The organism is Mesorhizobium sp. WSM4837 (assembly GCF_055811435.1).
Genome location: NZ_JBVVQE010000065.1, coordinates 17,420 through 38,664, shown reverse-complemented (window position 1 = coordinate 38,664; position 21,245 = coordinate 17,420). Strand labels below are relative to the sequence as shown.

At 64.4% G+C, this 21,245-nt stretch carries 18 protein-coding genes; 13 read left to right on the top strand and 5 right to left on the bottom strand.

All coding sequences use genetic code 11. The features are described from left to right. Window positions 1–107: 107 nt before the first annotated feature. From AC0L3D_RS28580 to AC0L3D_RS28555, 6 genes are all read left to right on the top strand, one after another. A complete protein-coding gene (locus AC0L3D_RS28580) occupies window positions 108–1,628 on the top strand; it encodes a hypothetical protein (protein ID WP_473646535.1) in 1,521 nt (506 codons plus the stop codon). Between the two features lie 166 nt (window positions 1,629–1,794). Beyond that, a complete protein-coding gene (locus AC0L3D_RS28575) occupies window positions 1,795–3,099 on the top strand; it encodes an ABC transporter substrate-binding protein (RefSeq protein ID WP_473626816.1) in 1,305 nt (434 codons plus the stop codon). A gap of 26 nt (window positions 3,100–3,125) precedes the next feature. After that, window positions 3,126–4,007, top strand: coding sequence for a branched-chain amino acid ABC transporter permease (locus tag AC0L3D_RS28570; RefSeq protein WP_473646534.1), 882 nt, complete (start codon window positions 3,126–3,128; stop codon window positions 4,005–4,007). Then, window positions 4,004–4,966, top strand: coding sequence for a branched-chain amino acid ABC transporter permease (locus tag AC0L3D_RS28565; RefSeq protein ID WP_473626818.1), 963 nt, complete (start codon window positions 4,004–4,006; stop codon window positions 4,964–4,966). Before AC0L3D_RS28570 ends, AC0L3D_RS28565 begins: the two co-directional genes overlap by 4 nt. Further along, window positions 4,963–5,688 carry an ABC transporter ATP-binding protein gene (locus tag AC0L3D_RS28560; protein ID WP_473520976.1) on the top strand — a complete coding sequence of 242 codons (726 nt, stop codon included), beginning with the start codon at window positions 4,963–4,965 and terminating at the stop codon, window positions 5,686–5,688. Before AC0L3D_RS28565 ends, AC0L3D_RS28560 begins: the two co-directional genes overlap by 4 nt. Continuing rightward, entirely contained in the window at window positions 5,685–6,404 is a 720-nt protein-coding gene (locus AC0L3D_RS28555; protein WP_473646532.1) for an ABC transporter ATP-binding protein, read from the top strand. Before AC0L3D_RS28560 ends, AC0L3D_RS28555 begins: the two co-directional genes overlap by 4 nt. Here the strand turns inward: AC0L3D_RS28555 and AC0L3D_RS28550 are convergent, their stop codons facing one another. Further along, entirely contained in the window at window positions 6,405–7,835 is a 1,431-nt protein-coding gene (locus tag AC0L3D_RS28550; protein WP_473626820.1) for a sodium:proton antiporter, read from the bottom strand. It abuts the gene before it with no gap. Between the two features lie 41 nt (window positions 7,836–7,876). Further along, window positions 7,877–8,476: a bifunctional nicotinamidase/pyrazinamidase gene (gene pncA / locus AC0L3D_RS28545; RefSeq protein WP_473626821.1), complete on the bottom strand. Its 600-nt coding sequence runs from the start codon at window positions 8,474–8,476 to the stop codon at window positions 7,877–7,879. A 301-nt stretch (window positions 8,477–8,777) separates the two neighbouring features. Between pncA and AC0L3D_RS28540 the strand changes: the two genes are divergently transcribed. From AC0L3D_RS28540 to AC0L3D_RS28515, 6 genes are read left to right on the top strand one after another with little or no spacing between them, the layout of a single operon-like run. Next, the gene (locus tag AC0L3D_RS28540) at window positions 8,778–9,641 is read left to right on the top strand and encodes an FAD binding domain-containing protein (RefSeq protein ID WP_473626822.1); all 864 of its coding nucleotides are present in this window, start codon (window positions 8,778–8,780) and stop codon (window positions 9,639–9,641) included. Window positions 9,642–9,700: 59 nt separating this feature from the next. Then, complete coding sequence (locus tag AC0L3D_RS28535) at window positions 9,701–12,580, top strand: molybdopterin-dependent oxidoreductase (protein ID WP_473626823.1); 2,880 nt, start codon at window positions 9,701–9,703, stop codon at window positions 12,578–12,580. After that, window positions 12,577–14,118 (top strand): 6-hydroxynicotinate reductase, encoded by a 1,542-nt coding sequence (locus tag AC0L3D_RS28530; RefSeq protein WP_473646530.1) that lies wholly within the window; start codon window positions 12,577–12,579, stop codon window positions 14,116–14,118. The genes AC0L3D_RS28535 and AC0L3D_RS28530 overlap by 4 nt, the downstream gene beginning before the upstream one ends. Next, complete coding sequence (locus AC0L3D_RS28525; protein ID WP_473646528.1) at window positions 14,118–14,999, top strand: UPF0280 family protein; 882 nt, start codon at window positions 14,118–14,120, stop codon at window positions 14,997–14,999. Before AC0L3D_RS28530 ends, AC0L3D_RS28525 begins: the two co-directional genes overlap by 1 nt. Next, window positions 14,992–15,576 (top strand): amino acid synthesis family protein, encoded by a 585-nt coding sequence (locus tag AC0L3D_RS28520; RefSeq protein ID WP_473646526.1) that lies wholly within the window; start codon window positions 14,992–14,994, stop codon window positions 15,574–15,576. The genes AC0L3D_RS28525 and AC0L3D_RS28520 overlap by 8 nt, the downstream gene beginning before the upstream one ends. After that, on the top strand, window positions 15,573–16,034 hold the full coding sequence (locus tag AC0L3D_RS28515; protein WP_473646537.1) for a MarR family winged helix-turn-helix transcriptional regulator: 462 nt from the start codon (window positions 15,573–15,575) through the stop codon (window positions 16,032–16,034). The genes AC0L3D_RS28520 and AC0L3D_RS28515 overlap by 4 nt, the downstream gene beginning before the upstream one ends. A gap of 92 nt (window positions 16,035–16,126) precedes the next feature. Here AC0L3D_RS28515 and AC0L3D_RS28510 read toward each other — a convergent pair whose 3' ends face one another. From AC0L3D_RS28510 to AC0L3D_RS28500, 3 genes are read right to left on the bottom strand one after another with little or no spacing between them, the layout of a single operon-like run. Then, on the bottom strand, window positions 16,127–17,095 hold the full coding sequence (locus AC0L3D_RS28510; protein ID WP_473646524.1) for a substrate-binding domain-containing protein: 969 nt from the start codon (window positions 17,093–17,095) through the stop codon (window positions 16,127–16,129). Next, entirely contained in the window at window positions 17,092–18,408 is a 1,317-nt protein-coding gene (locus tag AC0L3D_RS28505) for an ABC transporter permease (RefSeq protein WP_128175730.1), read from the bottom strand. Before AC0L3D_RS28505 ends, AC0L3D_RS28510 begins: the two co-directional genes overlap by 4 nt. Then, window positions 18,405–19,991, bottom strand: a complete 1,587-nt coding sequence (locus AC0L3D_RS28500; protein ID WP_473646523.1) for a sugar ABC transporter ATP-binding protein — start codon at window positions 19,989–19,991, stop codon at window positions 18,405–18,407. Before AC0L3D_RS28500 ends, AC0L3D_RS28505 begins: the two co-directional genes overlap by 4 nt. A 219-nt stretch (window positions 19,992–20,210) precedes the next feature. Between AC0L3D_RS28500 and AC0L3D_RS28495 the strand changes: the two genes are divergently transcribed. Further along, window positions 20,211–21,242, top strand: coding sequence for a LacI family DNA-binding transcriptional regulator (locus AC0L3D_RS28495; protein WP_023801552.1), 1,032 nt, complete (start codon window positions 20,211–20,213; stop codon window positions 21,240–21,242). Window positions 21,243–21,245 lie beyond the last annotated feature (3 nt).

Genomic DNA, 21,245 nt, shown 5'->3' with positions numbered 1-21,245 from the left:
CCCCCGCAAGGGGGGAGATCGGCAGTTCGTTCGAACGGCGCCCTTCCTGCAACGTTGAAGATTGGCGAAAGCCGGCATGCCAGCCAATCTCCCCCCTTGCGGGGGAGATGTCCGGCAGGACAGAGGGGGGTGCGAAGGATCACTGCGGGCGAGCATATTCTTTCAGGACGGGAGCTTTCATCTGTTCGGCTTTCTTCGCATCACCCACCCCAGCCTTCGCCCATGCCTCCGATCGCGGCCACGTCCTGCTTCTGCCCACCGGCTACTACGTCGCCGGCGGCGCGTTCGCGGTCGCAGCCAGTTTTCTTGTCCTGGCGCTGCTGCCCTCGGACCTTCCTGCCCGCTTCTGGCGGCGGCGCCTGCCGCTGTTCGCATTCGGCGACGGCGCGCGGGCGGTCGTCAGCTTGATATCCTTTGCCGGCTTTGTAATTCTGATTGCGGCCGGCCTGTTCGGCAGCCGTGATCCGCTCTCCAACCCGCTGCCGCTGGCGATCTGGACGCTGCTCTGGGTTGGCCTGGTTTTACTGCAGGGGCTGTTCGGCAATCTCTGGTCATGGCTCAATCCGTGGTACGGGCCCTGGCATGTCATTTCGCGCCTGTTCGGCAATCGCAAGGTCGTCAATCACAAGACATGGCGACCGCTTGCGTGGCTCGGCTGCTGGCCGGCTTTCGCGCTGTTCTTCGCCTTCGCCTGGTTCGAGTTGATCGACCCGGCGCCCGACGACCCGGCGCGGCTCGCCTGGGCCGCCGGCCTTTATTGGCTGCTGAGTTTTGCCGCCATGCTGGTGTTCGGCTACCGCGACTGGACCCGGCGCGGTGAGTTCCTGACCGTCTTCCTCGCCATGGTTGCGCGCTTCGCCCTGCTTGAGCGCGACGAAGGCAAGCGCAATGAAGGCGGGCGCAATGAAGGCGGGCGCAATGAAGTCGAGCGCAAGGAAGGCGGTCGGCTCAGTCTGTGCTGGCCGGGCGCCAAGCTCGGCAATGCCGCGCCGCTTTCGCTCAGCGGCATCGCTTTCCTGCTGCTTGCGCTGTCGTCGGTGTCCTTCGACGGCCTGTCGAAAACCTTCTTCTGGCTCGGCCTGTTCGGCATCAATCCGCTGGAATTCCCGGGCCGCACGGCGGTGATCGGCATCGGCAGCTTCGGGCTCGTTTTGACGTTCGTCTTGCTTGCAGCCGCGTTCATCATTGCCATTGTCCTTGGCCAGCATCTTGCCGGCAGCCCGCATTCCCTCAGTCAGGCCGCAGGGCTGCTGGTCTGGTCGATCGTGCCGATCGCGCTCGCCTATCATGTTGCGCACTATCTGACGGCGCTGCTTGTCGATGGCCAATATGCGCTTGCTGCGCTTTCCGACCCGTTCACGCTGGGCTGGAACCTGTTCGGCACCGCCGACATGCCGATCGAAGCCGGCGTCGCTGCCGGCGCCGGCTCGGCACGGTGGCTGTGGAATTTCCAGGCCGGCGTCATCATCATTGGCCACATGCTCGCCGTGCTCGTCGCGCATGGCCTCGCCTGGCGATTGCATCCGCGTCCCGCGGGCGCCGCGCTCAGCCAGTTTCCGCTCACCGTGCTGATGATCGCCTATACGGTCTTCGGCCTGTGGTTGCTTGCCACGCCTTCGGTCGGGTGAGACAAAACCCGGCTTCGATGACGTCGATCAGTCCCCGGGGGAAAGCTCGCTTGCCACGTCAGGGCTTTGATGATTTAGTTTGTACACATGCAATTTCGGCGCTCTTACCAGGAGTGGCCCGTCTCGCTACAGCCATTGGTCAAACTCAAAAACAAGGGGAACTGCCGTGACTGACAAGAATGGGTTTTTCGATCTCTCCAAAATCGGTCTCACCCGCCGCACCGCGCTCAAGGGGTTGGCCGCGGGCGCCGGCCTTGCCGTCGCGCCTGGGTTCGTGCGATACAGCCAGGCGCAAAGCTCGGCGCCGATAAAGATCGGCTTCCAGTGCCACCGCACCGGCATCGGCGCCGCCTATGGCCGCTGGTACGAGCGGACCACCGCAGCCGCGGTCAAGGCGATCAACGAAGCCGGCGGCATCAACGGCCGGCCGGTCGAGGTGATCATCGAGGATGACGGCACCGATCCCGGCCGCGGCGCCGAAGTGGTCGGCAAGTTCGCCACCCAGCACAAGACCGACATCGTCTACGGCACGCTGTTTTCGCATGTCGTCATCGGCTCGGCGCCGGCCGCCGGCGAGGCCAAGATGCCCTATTTTGTCGTCAGCGAAGGCCACCACGTCGCCTCGACCAAGCTCAACCGCTACGTCTTCCAGCCCGGCATCACCGACGTGAAGAGCCAGATCCAGGCGATGGCGCCGTGGATCGCGGCGAATGCCGGCAAGAAGGTGACGCAGATTTTCCCCGATTTCGCCTTCGGCTACGACCATCGCGACTACCTGCCGCCGGCGCTGAAGGCGCAGGGCGCCGAGGTCATCGCCCAGATCGCCATCCCGCCGACGGAATCGTCCTTCACCAAATATTTTCCGCAGATCCCGGCCGAGACCGAGGTGATCTACCACGTCATGGTCGGCCCTGCGGTGCTTACCTTCGTCAAGGAACTCGGCGAGTTCTACGGCTCCAGCCGGCCGCAGCTGTTCGGCTTCATCGATTCGCTCGAAGCCACCGACATCAACAGCCCCGGCCTCGAATTCCTCGACGGCAGCCATTTCTGGGAAGGCTCGCCGCGCTACGCGCAGCCAGATGATTCCGCCGCGCAGAAGGCCTATCGCGCCGCCGTCGGCATCGACGACAATGGCGCTGCCGTCGGCGATCCGAAGGACGTCTCCACCGCCGCGCACATGTTCGGCTGCTGGGAAACGCTCTATGTCGTGAAAAAGGCGATGGAGGATGCCGGCTACAAGGGCCCGGAAGACCGTGCCAAGCTGGTCGAGGCGACCGAGGCCTTGACCGAGTTCGCCGAGGGCCCCGAGCATCCGCAAGGGCCGAAGACCTTCAACGGCAAGATCCACCAGTGTTTTGGCATCCAGAACATCTCAAAGGTCGAAGGCGGCCGGCTGAACGTCGTCCACAAGACCAAGATCGAGGACGGCCTCTACGAGCCGGAAGGGGATTACACGACGCAGCCGCTGTGAGCTTGCACCCCGCCAGCGTATAGCCGATGCACTTCGGACCTCATCTTCTTCTCGCCGCCCTCGAAGGCCTCGTCACCTCCGCCGTGCTGGCGCTGACGGCGCTTGGCCTGTCGCTGGTGTTCGGCGTCATGCGCGTCGTCAATGTCGCCCATGGCGAGTTCTTCATGCTCGGCGCGGTGCTTGCCTGGGCGATCTCCACGGCGATATCAGGCCATCCGGCGCTCGGCTTCCTCGCAGCCCTGGTGCTGGCGCCGCTGATCGTCGGCCTGATCGCGCTGGTCTCCGAACGGCTGGTGCTGCGCCGGCTGAATTACAATCCGGAAGCCACCATCGTCGCCACCATCGGCATGCTCTACATCATCCAGCAACTGGCGCTGACCTTTTATGGTCCGGAGGCACGGCCAGTGGAGCCGCCCTTCAGCTACCGCATCCTTTTGCCGTGGTTCGGCTACTCCGGCTACAAGCTGTCGATCATCGCCGCATCCGCGCTTCTGCTGGTGGCGACCTGGTTCGTGCTGACGCGTACGAGAATCGGCGTCGTCATGCGCGCCACGCAATATGACAGCGAAACGGCGCAGGCCCTTGGCATTCCGGTCGACCGCGTCTATGCCGGCGTCTTCGCGCTCGGCGCCATGCTGGCGGCGGTGGCCGCGGTGCTGATCGTGCCGATCAGCCAGGCGCATTACCTGATGGGACAGGACCCGCTGCTGCTGTCCTTCATCGTCGTCATCATCGGCGGCCTCGGCTCGCTGCGCGGAACCGTGGTCGCCGCCGTGCTCATCGGCCTGTCGGACGGCATCATCTCGGTGTTCTTCTCGCCGACGCTGGCCAAGATCATCGCCACGCTGCTGGTGGCCATGGTGCTGGTGTTCCGGCCGCAAGGGCTGTTCGGGACGGCATCGCGATGAAGGAGGCTTCACCGTCAAAGGCCTATGCGTTGCATCTGGGCGTCATCGTCCTGCTGTTCGCCCTAAGCTTCGTCCTGCCGGAATATCACCACGGGCTGCTCGCCCGCATCATGGTGCTGGCGGTTTTCGCCATGGGCTACAACCTGCTGTTCGGCTATGTCGGGTTGCTCAGCCTCGGCCACGCCATGTTCTTTTCGGCTGGGCTCTATGGCGCAGGCCTTGCCGTCATCCACCTCGGCTGGAGTGTGCCGGCCGCCTTCGCCGCCGGCCTTGCCTGCGGCGCGCTTCTCGCGCTGGTGATCGGGCTGCTGGCGCTGCGCACTTCCGGTGTCGCCTTCATGATCGTCACCATGATGTTCGCGCAGGTGTTCTATCTGATAATCCTCTATCTCGCGGCCTGGACCGGCGGCGATCAGGGCCTGGTGGTGCCGCAGTCGGCGCGTGTGCTTGTTTTGGGCGACACCTCGCTCGGCCTCACCAATCCGACCGTGCGCTACATGAGCGCGCTGGTCCTGTTCTCGATCGTGCTGCTGGTGACGCTCGGCATAGTCCGCTCCAGGTATGGTCGTGTGCTGGTCGCCATCCGCGAAAACGAGGAGCGGACCAAAATGCTTGGCTACGACATTTTTTCCAACAAGCTTGCCGCGGTCGTCGTCTCCGGCACCATTTGCGCGGCATCGGGCGCCGCCTACGCGCTGCTGTTCGGTTATGTCGGATCGACCTTCGCCTCGGTGCAATATTCCATCCTGCCGTTGCTCTGGGTGCTGCTCGGCGGTGCTGCGACCACGCTCGGTCCGCTGATCGGCACTCTGTTCATGTACTATGTCGTCGACGTCACCAGCGGCTACACCTCGGCCTATCTGCTGATCGTCGGCATCGCCCTCATCGCGCTGGTGCTGTTCTTTCCCAGGGGCATTCTCGGCACCATCCGCCAGCGCTGGCTCGCATGGCTGCCATGATGCCGCTGCTGACGACCAAAGGCCTGTCCCGCAATTTCGGCGGCCTGCGCGCTGTCGATGGTGTCGATTTCGCCCTCATGCCGGGCGAGATCCGCGCCGTCATCGGCCCCAATGGCGCCGGCAAGACCACCTTCGTCAGCCTGATCAGCGGCCGCATCCAGCCGTCATCGGGCATGATCGTCTTCGACGGCGCCGACATTACCAACCTGCCGGCCTACGCCAGGGTCCGCCTTGGCATCGCCTACACCTTCCAGATCACCAGCGTCTTCGCCAACCTCACCGCCTACGACAATGTCGCGCTGCCGGTGCAGCGCACGCTGACCGACGGCCGCTCGAAAGGTGCTGTGCATGCCGGCGTCATGGCGGCGCTGGAGCGCACCGGCCTTGCTGACCGCGCCCATATGCCGGCCGGGCAATTGTCCTATGGCCATCAGCGCCTGCTCGAAGTGGCGATGGGGCTGGCGCTGAAACCGCGCCTGCTGATCCTCGACGAGCCGACGCAGGGACTGGCCGACAGCGAGATCGACAATTTCATCGGGCTGGTGCGCGAGATCGCCAAAAGCGCCACCGTGCTGCTGATCGAGCACAACATGCCGGTGGTCATGCAGCTTGCCGACCGCATCACCGTCTTCAACGCCGGCAAGATCCTGGCCGAAGGCACGCCCGAGCAGGTCCGCGCCAATACGCAAGTGCAGGACGCCTATTTGGGGACGACCCCATGACGCAACCACGGGCTGAAGCACTGACCATCTCCGGGCTCGACTGCTTCTACGGCGAGGTCCAGGTGCTCTACGGCCTCGACCTCGTGCTGAACAAGGGCGAGGTGCTTTGCCTGTTCGGCCGCAACGGCGCCGGCAAGACGACGACGCTGAAGGCGATCATGGGACTCGTTCCCACACGCGCCGGCTCGATCAGGCTCGACGGCAGGGAATTGACCGGCCTGCCGGCGCACGACGTGCCGAAGGCCGGCGTCGCCTATGTGCCGCAGGGCCGGCGGCTGTTTGCCGAGATGACGGTGGCCGAAAACATCGAGATCGGCCTGATGGCCCGCGGCAAGGGCAAGGCGACGCGCGAAAACGTGCTCGACCTCTTCCCGCTGCTGCGCCAGCGGCTGAGACAACGCTCCGGCACGCTGTCGGGCGGCGAGCAGCAAATGCTGGCCATGGCTCGGGCCCTGTGTCTCGAACCGCAGGTGCTTCTGCTCGACGAGCCGACCGAAGGGCTGATGCCGTCGATGATCGCAAAAATCCGCGAGACGGTAGCGAAGCTGCGGGTATCAGGCGTCTCGACGATCCTGGTCGAGCAGCGCGTCGATGCCGTGCTGTCCGTCGCCGACCGGGTCTCGTTCATCGAAAACGGCCGCAACCGCGAGACCGTCGATGTCGAGGAGCTCCGTGCCGATCCGTCGGCGGTCCGCCGCTATGTCGGCGTCGGCTGATCAGCGAAAGAACAGGAAACCCGCGATCAGGAATATCGGGATCAGCACCGCGCCCGACCATGCCATGTAGCCGAAGAAGCCTGGCATTTTTACGCCGCGATGCCTGGCAATGGCGTAAACCATGAAATTTGGCGCATTGCCGATATAGGTGTTGGCGCCCATGAACACCGCGCCGGCCGAGATCGCCGCCAGCGTCGAGGCGAAGGTGGTCATCAGATGCTGCGGATCGCCGCCGGCGAGCTCAAAGAACACCAGATAGGTCGGCGCATTGTCGAGGAAGGAAGACAGCGCTCCGGTCATCCAGAAATACGCCAGGTCGTTGGGCTCGCCCGTCGGCGAACTGACCAGCGAGACCAGCGGCGCCAGCGCGCCGTCAGCACCGGCCCTGAGAATGGCGATGACCGGAACGATGCAGATGAAGATGCCGGCGAACAGTTTTGCCACTTCGGCGATCGGCTCCCAGTGGAAGTTGTTCGCCCGCCTGTGGCTCTTGCTTGAGACAGCGAGCGAAAGCAAGGCGAGGGCCAGGATGATGGCGTCGCGCACAAGGTTCTGCAATTCAAGGCTCACGCCCTGGACGGAAAACGCCACGCCCGGCTTCCAGGTCGCGGAAAGCAGGATCGCGCCGATCACCCCGGCCAGCAGCGGGAAGTTGGCCAGGCCTCGGATGCGCACCTTGGTGTCCGGTGTCGGATCCTTGATCTTCGGCGCACCGGCCTCGCGGCGATGCAGGATGATGTCCATGGCCAGGAAGACGGCCAGCACCAGGCCGCCAACGAACAGTGTCTCCTGATAGAGATTGGTGGTGGTCCAGAAGAAATCGACGCCGCGCAGGAAGCCGACGAACAGCGGCGGATCACCGAGCGGCGTCAGCGAGCCGCCGATGTTGGACACCAGGAAAATGAAGAAGATGACGACATGGGCGTTGAACGGCCGGTTGTCGTTGGCGCGCAGGATCGGCCTGATCAGGATCATCGAGGCGCCGGTCGTGCCGATGACCGAGGCGAGCATCGCCCCGATCAGCAGCAGTCCGGCATTCACCAGCGGCGTGCCGTGGATGTTGCCGGCGACGAGGATGCCGCCCGAAATGGTGAACAGCGCAAACAGAAGAATGATGAACGACATGTATTCGGTGAGCAGCGCATGCAGCACCGCCTCTGCAGCCGAAGCCATGCCGAACGCCAGCGCCAGCGGCACGACCGCAAGCGCCGCCCAGAACAAGGTGATCTTGCCGTAGTGATGCTCCCAGACATGGTGGAAGAGCAATGGCCCGGTGGCGATCGACAGAAGCAGGCCGGCAAAGGGCAGCGCCCACCACAGTGACATTGTTTCGCCGGGCAATTCGTGGGCCTCGGCTGCAAGCACTGTTCCCGGAAACAGGGTTGCGACTGCCACCACAGCGCCCGCCGTCAAAGCCGCCGCAAACCGCATAATGCCCCCTCTGGAATTGTGTCGAATGCGATTGGTGATGTTCAAGCCAGCGTCACGCCGGCATCGCGCATTCGGTTCAGCATCGTCTCGAGTGAGCCATTGAGATCGATGCCGCGGCAGGCGTCGAGCCGCACTGTCGTGTGAAAGCCGTGCTTGACCGCGTCGAGCGCCGAGAAGGCGACGCAATAATCGGTCGCCAGGCCGACCATGGTCAGCGTGTCGATGCCGCGCTCCCTGAGATAGCTGGCAAGGCCGGTCGGCGTCGCATGGTCGTTCTCGAAGAAAGCCGAATAGCTGTCGATCTCCGGGCGGAAACCCTTGCGGATCACCAATTCGGCCCTGGTCCAGGCAAGGCCCGAATGGAAATCCGAACCCAGGCTGCCCTGGATGCAGTGGTCGGGCCACAGCGTCTGCGGCCCATAGGGCATCTCGATCGTTTCGAACGGCTGCTTGCCGGGATGATTGGAGGCAAAGCTCGAATGGCCGGCGGGATGCCAGTCCTGCGTCAGCACGACATGTTCGGTCCGCCGGATCAGGTCGTTGACCAGCGGCACGATCTCGTCGCCGCCGGCCACCGCCAGCGCGCCGCCCGGACAGAAATCGTTCTGCAGGTCGATGATGACAAGCGCTTCGTCGGCCATGGAGCCTCCCTCTTGTTTGTCCCGGAGGCATGAAGTCTGCCGAAACGTGGAATCCGGTGTTCGAACCCGCCGAAAATGCCGCTGACGCAACGGATGCAGAAACTTGACCAGATGGCCGGCTGCGTCAACTCCAACGGCATAACAAATGCGTGCCGTCGCGCCGATGCGGATAGCGGCTCGAAACTCTGGCTTTGACAATTCCTGCCGGCTTGATATCATTTGCATACGAATGAATTTGACCGGCCCGAATGCCGGAAGGATTCCCTATTTTTGGGAAGGCCCATTTTTTGGGAAGGCGGGCGTGATCCGTTACGCGAAACCCACCACGGTCGATGAGGCGCTCACTTTGCTTGGCGAGGCTCGGTGGCGCATCCTTGCCGGCGGCACCGATTTCTACCCGGCACAAGGAGCCAAGCCTTTCCGCGACAATGTCCTCGATATCAACGGCTTGGCGACGCTGCGTGGTATTGCTGAGACCGACAGCCATTGGCTCATCGGCGCGCGCACGACCTGGACCGATCTTGTCCGTCATCCGCTGCCGGCGGCCTTCGACGCGCTGAAGCAGGCGGCGCGGGAAGTCGGCTCCGTCCAGATTCAGAACGTCGCCTCCATCGCCGGCAATCTCTGCAACGCCTCCCCGGCGGCCGACGGCGTGCCGGCGCTGCTCGTCCTCGACGCCGAGGTCGAACTTCGCGCGGTGGCGATGGTCCGCCATCTGCCGCTGGAAAAATTCATCCTGGGGAACCGCCGCACGGAACTGCAGCCGGGCGAAATGGTCACCGCCATCCGCGTGCCGAAAGAAGCGGCCACCGGCACGTCGGTTTTCGAAAAACTCGGCGCGCGCCGCTATCTCGTCATTTCGATAGCCATGGCGGCGGCTCGCTTGACCATTGAGGATGGCATCGTCGCCAACGCCGCCGTCGCCGTCGGCTCCTGTTCGGCGGTCGCCAGGCGTCTTGCAAGTGTCGAAGCAGCTTTGCGCGGCGTCCCGGTCGACGGATCTCTCGTCGCTGCGATCCAGTCCGCACCGATGGACGAGCTTTCGCCGATCGACGACGTGCGCGGCAGCGCCGAATACCGGCTGGACGCCGCGCGCGAGATTGTCGCCCGCGCCGTTCTCGGTGCCGCGGGTCACGCGTCGGTCGGGAAGGTAGCGGCGGCATGAGCCAAGCTCAACCTGGCATGACCAAAACTCAGCCTGGCATGAGCGGAGCTCAGCCTGGCATGAGCGGAGCTCAGACTGGCGTGAGCATGGAGCGCGCCGACATCGCCTTCGAGGTCAACGGCGCCGCCGTCTCTGTCTGCGTGCCGCCGGTTCGCCGTCTCTCTTCGGTGCTGCGTGACGAATTGCGGCTGACCGGCACCAAGGTCGGCTGCGACGCCGGCGACTGCGGCGCCTGCACGGTGCTTGTCAACGGCGAACCCGTCTGCGCCTGCCTGATGTCTGCGGCGTCTGCCGCCGGCACCGTGGTGACCACGGTCGAGGGTCTCGCCAACGGCAGATTGTCGGCGCTGCAGGCCTCGTTTCTCGACCATGGCGCGGCGCAATGCGGCATCTGCACACCCGGCCTGCTCATCGCGGCGACAGCGCTTCTGGACAGCAACCCCAATCCAACCGAGGCCGAAACTCTGGATGCCCTGGGCGGCGTCCTCTGCCGCTGCACCGGCTATCGCAAGATCGTCGCTGCGGTGATGGATGCGGGACGGTTCGCGAGCGAATTTTTGACCGACGGCGCTGCCCCTCATCCGCCTGCCGGCACCTTCTCCCCGCATAATGACGGGGAGAAAGGACAAGTTTCTGCGCTGGCTACCCCTTCTCTCGATCTTGACCGCAGAATGCCGATCTCAGGCCACGCCGTCGGCTCCTCTCCAATTCGCCTCGACGGCCTGCCGAAAGTCACCGGCGGGGAAAAATTCGGCGGCGATTCCTTCCCGGCCGAAGCGCTGGCGGTGCTGGTGGTTCGCTCGCCGCATCATCACGCCCGCTTCGCCTTCGGCGATCTCGACGCCTGGGTGAAAGTCCATCCCGGCATCGTCGGCGTCTTCACCGCTGCCGACATTCCGGGAAGGAACTGCTTCGGCGTCATCGCGCCTTTTGCCGACCAGCCGGCGCTGGCCGAGGATTTTTCGCGCTTTCGCGGCGAGGCGGTGGCGCTGGTTGCCGGCGAGCGCGAGGCCATCCTCGATCTGGATCTTGCGGATTTTCCTGTTCGATGGACCGAGTTGCCGCATGTGCTGCAGCCTTGCGAGGCGCAGGCCGGCGGCGTGCGGCTGATCCACGAGAACCGGCCGGCAAACCTGCTCACATCAGGCTTTGTCGAGCGCGGTGACCCCGACGCCGCCCTTGCCGGCGCTACGTTCACTGTTTCCGGCGCCATCGACACGTCCTATGTCGAGCACGCCTATATCGAGCCGGAAGCCGGCTATGCCTATATGGACGGCGACACGCTGGTCGTCGTCGCCTGCACGCAGGCGCCCTATATGGACCGGGACGACGTGGCAAAAGTGCTTGGCCTTGCCGTCGACAAGGTGCGGATCGTGCCGACCGCCACCGGCGGCGGCTTCGGCTCCAAGCTCGACGTTTCGTTGCAGCCGCTGATCGGTCTGGTCGCGATGAAGACCGGGCGGCCGGTGGCACTCGCCTATACCCGTCATGAATCGATGATCTCGACCACCAAGCGTCATCCCGCCGAGATGAAGGCGACCATCGGCGCCGATGCCGATGGCCGCGTCACCGGCATGGTCTTCGCAGGCGATTTCAACACCGGCGCCTATGCGAGTTGGGGACCGACCGTCGCCAACCGCGTGCCGGTGCATGCTTCCGGTCCCTATGCGACGCCGAATTATCGGGCCGAAGGCCGCGCCATCCACACGAATGGGCCGATCTCCGGTGCCTTCCGCGGTTTCGGCGTGCCGCAGGCGACGATCATGCAGGAGACGCTCTACGACGAACTTGCCGCAAAGCTTGGGCTGGATCGGCTCGATTTTCGCCTGAAAAACTGCCTTCGTAACGGATCCGAAACGGTTACCGGCCAGAGGCTGGAATCGGGCGTCGGCATCGCCGACTGCCTCGAAGCGCTGCGGCCGCATTGGATGCGTGCGCTTGTCGATGCCGATGCGTTCAACAGTGCCAATGACAGCAGGAAACGCGGCGTCGGTGTCGCCTCCTGCTGGTATGGCTGCGGCAACACCTCCCTGCCCAATCCGTCGACCATCAGGGTCGGCATCTCGGCTGAAGGCGATGTCGTCCTGCATCAGGGCGCGGTCGATATCGGGCAAGGTTCGAACACGGTCATTGCGCAGATCTGTGCCGACGCGGTCGGCCTGCCGCTCGAAAAATTCCGCTTGAAAAGCGCCGACACGGCGATCACGCCGGACGCCGGCAAGACGTCCGCCTCGCGTCAGACCTTCGTGACCGGCAAGGCCGCCGAAAAGGCCGGCCGTGCCTTGCGCGAGACGATGCTGCGCTTCGCCAATGTGTCGGAGAGAGCGGCGATCGCTCTGGATGGCGCAAGCCTGGTCATCCGCGAGGGCGAAGCGACACGGCATATCGATTTGTCCACGCTGAAGGCCGATGCCGACGGCTTGGTCTTTCGCGCTGAGGAAAGCTATGACCCGCCGACCCTGCCGCTCGACGCCAGGGGCCAGGGCAAGCCTTACGCCGTCTATGGCTACGGCGCGCAGATCGCCGAACTGGAGGTCGACCTCAAGCTCGGCACGGTCAAGCTGATCAAGATCACCGCCGCGCATGATGTCGGCAAGGCGATCAATCCGCTGCTCGCCGAAGGCCAGATCGAGGGCGGCATCGCGCAAGGCATCGGCATGGCGCTGATGGAGGAATACATCCCCGGCCGCACCGAGAATCTGCACGACTACCTGATCCCGACGATCGGCGACGTGCCGCCGATCGAGACCATCCTGATCGAAGTTCCGGATCCGGAAGGACCCTTTGGCGCCAAGGGCCTGGGCGAGCATGTGCTGATCCCGACGGCACCGGCGATCCTCAATGCCATCCGCCATGCCACCGGTGCCCTGGTCAGCAAAATTCCGGCGACGCCGAGCCGCATCCGCGCCGCGATCCGCGACAAGGAGGCACGCCGATGAGCGAGCTTGCCGAACGTTTCGAGACGCATGATCCCGGCGAGAAGCAGGTGGCGGAAAAGATCCGCTGCGACGCCTGCCCGGTCATGTGCTACATAGCAGACGGCCGCACCGGCGCCTGCGACCGCTACGGCAATGTCGGCGGCAGGATCGTCCGGATGGATCCGCTGACCATCCTCGACCACGCGACTGAGGCCGGCGGCGCGGTCGTGCCGTTTGTCGCCGAGGGCGAAGAATGGGACGGCGAACTGGTCAACACCGGCCGCCGCTTCGTCACCGCGATCGGCGCCGGCACCACCTATCCCGACTACAAGCCGGCGCCTTTCATCGTCAGCCAGGAGGTCGAAGGCGTCGATCTCGTCACTGTCGTCACCGAGGGCATCTTCTCCTACTGCGGCGTCAAGGTGAAGATCGACACCGACCGGCATATCGGCCCCGAAACGGCAACGGTGCGCGCCGGAGGCGAGGCGATCGGCCATGTCACGACAGGCGAATATGGCTCGCAGATGCTGTCGCTGGGCGGCGTGCATCATCTGACCGGCGGCTCGAAAGCCGAAGGTCGTGCCACCTGCGATGCGCTGCTCAATCTGTGCAGCCGCAAGCCGGTCGAACTCACCATCGACGGCGGTGCCACCGTCATCGTCGAAGCCGGCAAGCCGCCGGTCATCGACGGCAAGCTCGAGCAGCGGATGCGCGTCGGCTGCGGCTCGGCCACCATCGGCATGTTCGCCACCCAGTGGCGCGGCCTGGTCGACGAGGTGGTGGTGGTCGACGACCACATCACCGGCGTCGTCTCCGAGCATCAGGCAGGCAAGGTGCTCGGCTGGCAGGACACCGGGATAAAAATCATCGGCCGCCGTTCGACGCCGGGCCGCTATTTCAAGGTGTCGGAGCCCGGCCTCGGCTGGGGCGGCACCAGCATTTCCGACCCCCTGTCGATCCTTGGCGAATGGAATGCGAAGAAGGGCGCGCGACCCGGCCTGTCGCTGCTGATGGTCTCGACCACCGGCGAGCAGTTCGCCTATTACGAGCTCGACGACGAATTGAAGCCGGTGCAGAAACCATTCCCCGAGCGGCTGCAGAAATCCGTCGGCCTGATCGAGGAGAATTGCGAGCCGGCGCTGTGCACCGTGCTGTTCGTCGGTGGTGCCGGCGGCTCGCTGCGCGCCGGCGTCACCGAGAACCCGGTCAATCTGACCCGCTCGGTGCAGGGCCTGACGACTTATGTGACGGTCGGCGGCGCGCCGGTCTATGTCTGGCCGGGCGGCGGCATCACGCTGATGGTCGATGTAACCCGCGTGCCGGAAGGCGCCTTCGGCTATGTACCGACGCCGGCGCTGGTGGCGCCGATCGAGTTCACCCTGCGTCGCGACGATTATATCAGGCTCGGAGGCTACGAAGCCGAGATCCGCAGCGTTGACGACATTCTCGCCAAAGGCGGCGAGTATCTCAACCCGCGCCGCGGCACGGCTGCGCCGGCCAGCAACCCATGGCCGCCGCTGGCGCAGCTGCGGCGCGCAACGGCAGACGGGGCCAAGTGATGAACGGCCCGCAGGCGCATTGGCTTGAGGACGGCAGCCGGCTGCATCTCAATCATGGCCCGATCGACCTGATCGTCGAGGCATTTGGCGAAGCGGACGAACGCCGCGCCGCCTATGGCCAGGCGGTGGCGCGGGTTCAAACAATCCTGCAGGAGCTCGTCGACGAACTGCCAGAACTGCGCCGCCCGGCCTCGTCGCGACCACGTGCTTTCGCTGGCCCGACGGCGCGACGCATGGAAGCGGTGGTTGTTCCGCTGGCGAAACAATTCATCACGCCGATGGCTGCGGTCGCCGGTTCGGTAGCCGACGAAATGCTTGGCGCGCTGCTGGCCGGTCGCCGGCTCGATCGCGCCTACGTCAACAATGGCGGCGACAGCGCGATCCATCTCGGCAATGGCCGGTCCATGACGCTTGCCATTGCCGGGACAGGTCATGGACTGGCGGACCGGATCACCATCCGCGCCGAAGACGGGATCCGCGGCATCGCGACCAGCGGCTGGCGCGGCCGTTCCTTTTCGCTCGGCATCGCCGACGCTGTTACTGTACTGGCGCGGACCGGTGCTGAAGCCGATGCCGCCGCGACCCTGATCGCCAACGCCGTCAACCTGCCCGGTCATCGCGCCATCAAGCGCATGCCGGCGCGCGATCTGGCGCCCGACAGCGACCTTGGTGATCGCCTGGTCACCCAGGGCGTCGGCGCGCTTTCCTCCAGCGAAATCGGTAAGGCGCTGGATAGCGGGCTCGCTATCGCCGAAGATTTTCGGCGACATGGCCTGATTGCCGCTTCAGCGCTGTTCCTTGCCGGTCAGGCACGGATCGCCGGTCCCATGGCGCTCGTTGCGCCCAACGAGAAATCGAGGAAGGAAATTGCCCATGCCTGAGTTTGCGATCCGCAAGATTGCGGTGCTGACCGAGGAGATATTTCACGAGGGCGGGCCAGTGGCGAAGGTGCCGCGCCGCCGCGCCGCCGCCATGGCGGTGGTGAACAACCCATTCGCCGGCCGTTACGTGGAAGACCTGCAGAGCGCCATGGACGATCTGAAGCCGCTCGGCCTGCTGCTCTCCGACAAACTCATCGCCGCGTTGGGCGGCGACGTGAAAGAGATCGACGGCTACGGCAAGGGCGCCATCGTCGGTATCGCCGGCGAACTGGAGCATGGCGCGCTGTGGCATGTGCCTGGCGGCTATGCCATGCGCGAGCGGCTCGGCGACGCCAAGGCGATCGTGCCGTCGGCAAAGAAGGTCGGCGCCTTCGGCGCGCGGCTCGACGTGCCGCTCGGCCATATCAACGCCGCCTATGTCCGCAGCCATTTCGATGCCATGGAGGTCGGTATCAGCGACGGGCCTCGTCCCGACGAGATCCTGTTCTGCCTCGCCATGACCTGCGGCCCGCGCGTGCACGACCGCATGGGCGGCCTCGCGGCAAAGGACATCAAGGCATGGGACGGACTGCGGTGAGCGCCGAAGACGTCAAGCTCAAGCTTGTCGAGGCCGAGGAGCCCGACGAGAACGATTACCGCCTGCAGGAGCAGGTCGGCTTCATCCTGCGCAAGGCGCACCAGCGCCATGTCTCGATCTTCGCCGCGCACATCGCCGACCTGACGCCGCCGCAATTCGCCGCCTTGGCCAAATTGCACGATGTCGGCGAGACCTCGCAGAACCAGCTTGGCAGCCTGATCGCCATGGACGCGGCGACGGTGAAAGGTGTCATCGACCGGCTCAAGGCGCGCGGCCTGGTCGAGCTTTCAAAGCATGAGGTCGACAAAAGGCGCCTGCTGGTCAATCTGACCGCTGAAGGCCGCAAAGCCGTCGAGCGGCTGATCCCGATCGCCCGCGAGATCACCGAGGAAACGCTGGCGCCGCTTTCGGCCAAGGAGGCCGCCATTTTCATGAGGCTTTTGGCCAAGCTGGCGTGAGCGCGGCCTTGGTCAGTGCTGCCCCTCACCTGCCTGCCGGCATCCTCTCCCCGTAGAACGGGGAGAGGGGCGCCGTCATCGACGACTTCGTCTCAGAGCCCGTGCTCCTTCAGGATCTGGGCGGCATTCTCCTTGGTGATCTTCTGCGTCGGCAGCGTGATGGTCTTTTCGACCTTCTCGCCGTTCAGGAACTTGATCGCCTGCCGCAGCCCTTCGGCACCCGGCGTCACATAGGTGAACGTTGCCGTCAGCTCGCCATTGGTAACAAGCTGCACGCCTTCATTGGGCAGGCCGTCGATGCCGATGAACTTGATGTCCTTCTCGCGGCCGACATCCTTGGCGGCAAGATAGGCGCCGTAGGCCATCGGGTCGTTATGACCATAGACGAGGTCGATCTTCTCGTTGTTGCGCAGCGCCGTGGCCATGATGTTGTAGGCCTGGTCCTGTTTCCAGTCGCCCGACTGCTGGTCGAGCAAATATTTTATGCCCGGTTCCTTGTCGGTGAATTCATGGAAGCCGTCATGGCGGTCATGTGCCGGCTGGGTGCCCATGCCGCCCCAGATCTCGACGACATTGCCTGATGCCTTGCCCTTGCCGCCGAGCAATTCGACGGCGTATTCACCGGCAGCCCGCCCGATCAGCTTGTTGTCGCCGCCGACGAACTGCGTGTAGTCCTTGGTTTCGACATTGCGGTCGAGCACGAAGACCGGGATCTTGGCGTCGATCGCCTGCTGCACGACGCCGGTCAACCCGGCGGATTCCTTCGGTGACACCAGCAGCGCATCGACTTCCTGGCGGATCAGGTTCTCGACATCGGCGACCTGCTTTTCCGTCTTGTCCTCGCCGTCGGTGACGATCAGCTCGACTTCCGGATGCTTGGCGGCCTCGGCCAGGATGTCCTTGTTGAACTGGGCGCGCCACGGCTCGATGGTCGTCACCTGCGAGAAGCCGATCTTCCACTTCTTGTCCTGCGCGTAGGCGTTGCCGCTGGCCAAAAGCGCGGTCGTGGTCAGCAGTGCCGCGGTGACAGCGGCAAGCTTCAACAATTCACGTCGTTTCATTTCTTGTTTCCTCCAAGATTTAGAGACGGGGTCTCTTTTGACGGCCGCTTTGCTGCGGTCGTTTCCTTTTGCGCCGTTTTTCCAAAGGGCAGGCGCAGATAGTAGAGAAGATCACCGGCATTGCGTTCCTGGACGAGCACGGTGCCGATGATGATCATCCCCTTCAGCACGAGCTGAAGGTTCGAATTGATGTTGTGCAATTGCAGGATGTTCGAGAGCAGTCCGAAGATCAGCACGCCGCAGAATGTGCCGATCAGGCTGCCGCGTCCGCCCATCAGGCTGGTGCCGCCGATGACCACGGCGGCGATGGCATCGAGCTCCAGCCCGGCGCCGGCATCCGGCTTGCCTTGCCTGTATTGCGCGACATAGAGCACTGCCGCCACGCCGGCCAGCAGCCCGGATACCGCGTAGGTGGCGATCTTGACGCGGCCGGCGGCGATGCCCGACAGCCGCGCCGCCTCTTCATTGCCGCCGATGGCGTAGACGTAGCGGCCGAACGGGGTGAAGCGCAGCACCGCGCCGTAGATCAGGATCGCTCCGAGGAAGAACAGGCCCGGCATCGGGATCACGCCGAACACCAGCGAGCGCAGCATTTCGAAATCGGCGGTGGCGTTCGACCCGGTGTAGACCGGCAGCACTGCATTGTTCTGGCCGGCGGTCAGCCGGGCGATGCCGAGCGCCGTCACCATCATCGCCAGCGTGACGATGAAAGGCTGCAGCCGCCCAGCAACGATGATGAAGCCGTTGAGCGCGCCGAACAGCAAGCCGACGCAAGGCGCCACCAGCAACACGCCGAGCACGCCGAATTTCGAGCCGACCTGCGGCAGCAGGAACCACAGCACTAGACTGCAGAGGATCACCCCGACAATGCCGGGCGTGACCAGCCCACGAACGCTGTCCAGCCTGATGGCGTGGGTGGCCTGCGGGCCGGCGCGCGATTTTTCGATGTTCAGGAAGATGAAGCGGGTGACCAGAATGCCGAGGCAAAGGGCAACCACGGCAACTGTCGGCACCCCCAGCACCGCCGCCGGCGTGACGCCCGGAACCGTCAGCAGCATGGCGCAGACCACGGTGCAGATCGCCATCAGCGAGCCGACGGAAAGATCGATGCCGCCGGTGATGATCACCGCCGTCATTCCGGTGGCTATCAGGCCGGTGGTCGACACCTGACGCAGCACATCGAGCAGATTGCCGTAGGACAGGAAGATGTTGTTGCCCTTGGAACTGATCGGCGAGCCCAGCACGCCGATCAGGAAGATGGCGATCAGGCCCCAATAGAGCTTCGTCCGCGACAGGATGTTCAAGATGCTCATGCTGCGGGTCTCGTCATGGTCCGGCGCGGCGCAGCCAGCCGCATGATGGCCTCCTCACTGGCTTGCGCGCGCGACAGGATTCCCGTCTGGCGACCATCGGCCATGACCAGGATGCGATCGGAAAGAAGCAGCAGCTCCGGCAATTCCGAGCTGATGACGGCGATGGCGAGCCCGTCTCGCGCCAGCTTGAAGATCAGGTCGTAGATCTCCCGCTTGGCGCCGACATCGATGCCGCGTGTCGGCTCGTCCAGCAGCAGCACCCGCGGCCGCGTCGCCAGCCACTTGCCGATGACGACCTTCTGCTGGTTGCCGCCGGACAGGGTGCCGGCCGGCTGCTCGATGGTCCCGCAGCGAATGCCGAGCGCCTTGACCGCCTGCCGCGCCAGGCCTTGCTCGGCGGCCCGCGAGCGAAGCCCGAACCGCGCCAGCGTGCCGACCAGCGGCAGCGCGACATTGTCGGTGATCGACGCCTGAAGATGCAGGCCCTGCGTCTTGCGGTCCTCCGTCACCAGGGCGATGCCGAGCCGGCGGGCGTCGCGCGGCGAACAGATTTCCACCGGCTCGCCGTCGAGCCGGATTTCGCCGCCGGTGCGGCCGCCGCTGGAACCGAAGATGGTCTCCAGGATTTCGGTGCGTCCCGAGCCGAGCAGTCCGCCTATCCCCAGAATTTCGCCTTCGGCAAGATCGAAGGCGACGCCGTCGAGCGCGGTGCGCCAGCCGTGGCGGTCTGGTTTCGACAGCGATAGGCCGCCTACGGAGAGAACGACCTTGCCACTGGGACCACGCTCTTCCTGGGAAGAGGCAAGCAGGTTGCGCCCGACCATCGCCGATATGATGGTATCTTCGTCGAGCTTTGCCATCGCCTCGGTCAGCACGCGGCGTCCATCGCGAAACACGGTGACCCGGCTGGCCAGATGCATTACCTCGTCGATCCGGTGCGAGATGTAGATGATCGCCACGCCGTTGTCGGCGAGCTGGCGGATGATCCGGAACAGCCTCTGGCATTCGGCCGGCGAAAGCGCGGAGGTCGGCTCGTCCATGATCAGGATGCGCGCCGACATCGACAATGCCTTGGCGATCTCGACCAGCTGCTGCTCGCCGACACGCAGGCTGCCGACCCGCGCTTCCGGGTTGAGCTCGATGCCGAGCCTCTGCAGCAGGGCGCCTGCGGCATGGCTGCTTGCCTTGCGGTCGACGATAAGTCCGGCGATCAGCTTCTCGCGCCCGAGGAAGATATTATCGGCAACGCTGAGCTCGGGAACGAGATTGAGCTCCTGGTGGATGATGGCGATGCCGGCATGCTCGGCGTCGCGCACCCCGGCGAAACGGACCGGATGGGCATCGACATTCACCGTTCCGTCGTAATCCGTATAGATGCCGGAGAGGATTTTCATCAGCGTCGACTTGCCGGCGCCGTTTTCCCCCATCAGCGCATGGATCTCGCCGCGCCGCAGCTCGAAGCCGACGTCGACAAGTGCGGCGATGCCACCGAAGGTCTTGGAGATGTGCTCGGCGCTCAGAACGACAGCCGAGCGGCCGGCGGCCGCATCATCTCCGGACGTGATGGAATTGCCATGCTCCATGACAAGAACGGCCTCCCTTCCGTTGTCGTCGAACATCTCAAACGGTAATCTAAACGTTTCGAACATGTCAAGTCGCTATCTAATGAGGCGGGATTGATGCATTTCAATTCTTGCACAAATCCGCAGGATTCCTTAGGTATTGCAGCCAGAGGGCGATGAAACGTTTCGAAAATGATGGCGTCAGGACGAAAAAAGCAGCGAAAGTCCACGGCCCCCACCATGCTGCACGTGGCTGAAGTGGCGCGTGTTTCGGTCGCCACCGTCTCGGCGCTGATCAACGGCACCGCGACCGTCAGTCCCGAGCTCAGCCAGCGCATCGAACAGGCGATCCGCGACATCGGCTACAAGCGCAACGCGATCGCCCGCAGCCTGAAGATGGGCACGACCCGCACCATCGGGCTGACCGTTCCCCACATCACCAATCCGTTCTTCACCGATGTCGTTTCGGTCATCCAGCAGGCATTCGACCGCGCCGGCTATGCGGTCATGCTGTGCTGCACGGACGAGGACCTGAACACGCAGGACGACCAGATCAGGCTGCTGCTCGACCGAATGGTCGACGGACTGATTGTTGCGCGCGTCGGCGACGGCGCGATCCTGAAGAGAATTGTCGACGACGCCAACGTGCCGGTGGTGCTGCTCGACCGCGTTTGCGAAGGCGTCGATACCGACGCGGTCGTTCTCGACAACCAGCGCGCGGTGTTCGACGCCATCACCTATCTGATCGATCTCGGCCACCGGCGGATCGGCTACATCTCCGGCTCGTTCGACATCTCGCCCATGCATGATCGCATGACGGGATATCGCGAGGCGCTCCAGGCTGCCGGCCTGCCGGTCGAGAGCGAGCTTGTCCGCTTCGGCAATTTCCATGAAGTCGACGGCTACAACGCGACAATGCAGCTGCTTTCGCTGCACGACCGCCCGAGCGCGATCTTCTCGGCCAACAACCCGATGGTGATCGGCACCATGAAGGCGATCCGCGATATCGGGCTGTCCTGCCCCGAGGACATTTCGGTCGCCTGCTTCGACGATTTTCCGTGGTCGGACGTGTTCCAGCCGCAACTGACCACGGTCGCACAACCGGTCAAGGCGATCGGTGAGCAGGCGGCCAATCTGCTGCTCGACCGGCTCGCCGGAAACAGGGACGCGCCGCCGCGCAAGCTGACGCTCAAGGGACGCCTGATGATCCGCAATTCATGCCGGCCCCTTGGCGCGCCGCTGGGGGCGATCGCACAAAGCGTCAGCGCCTAACGC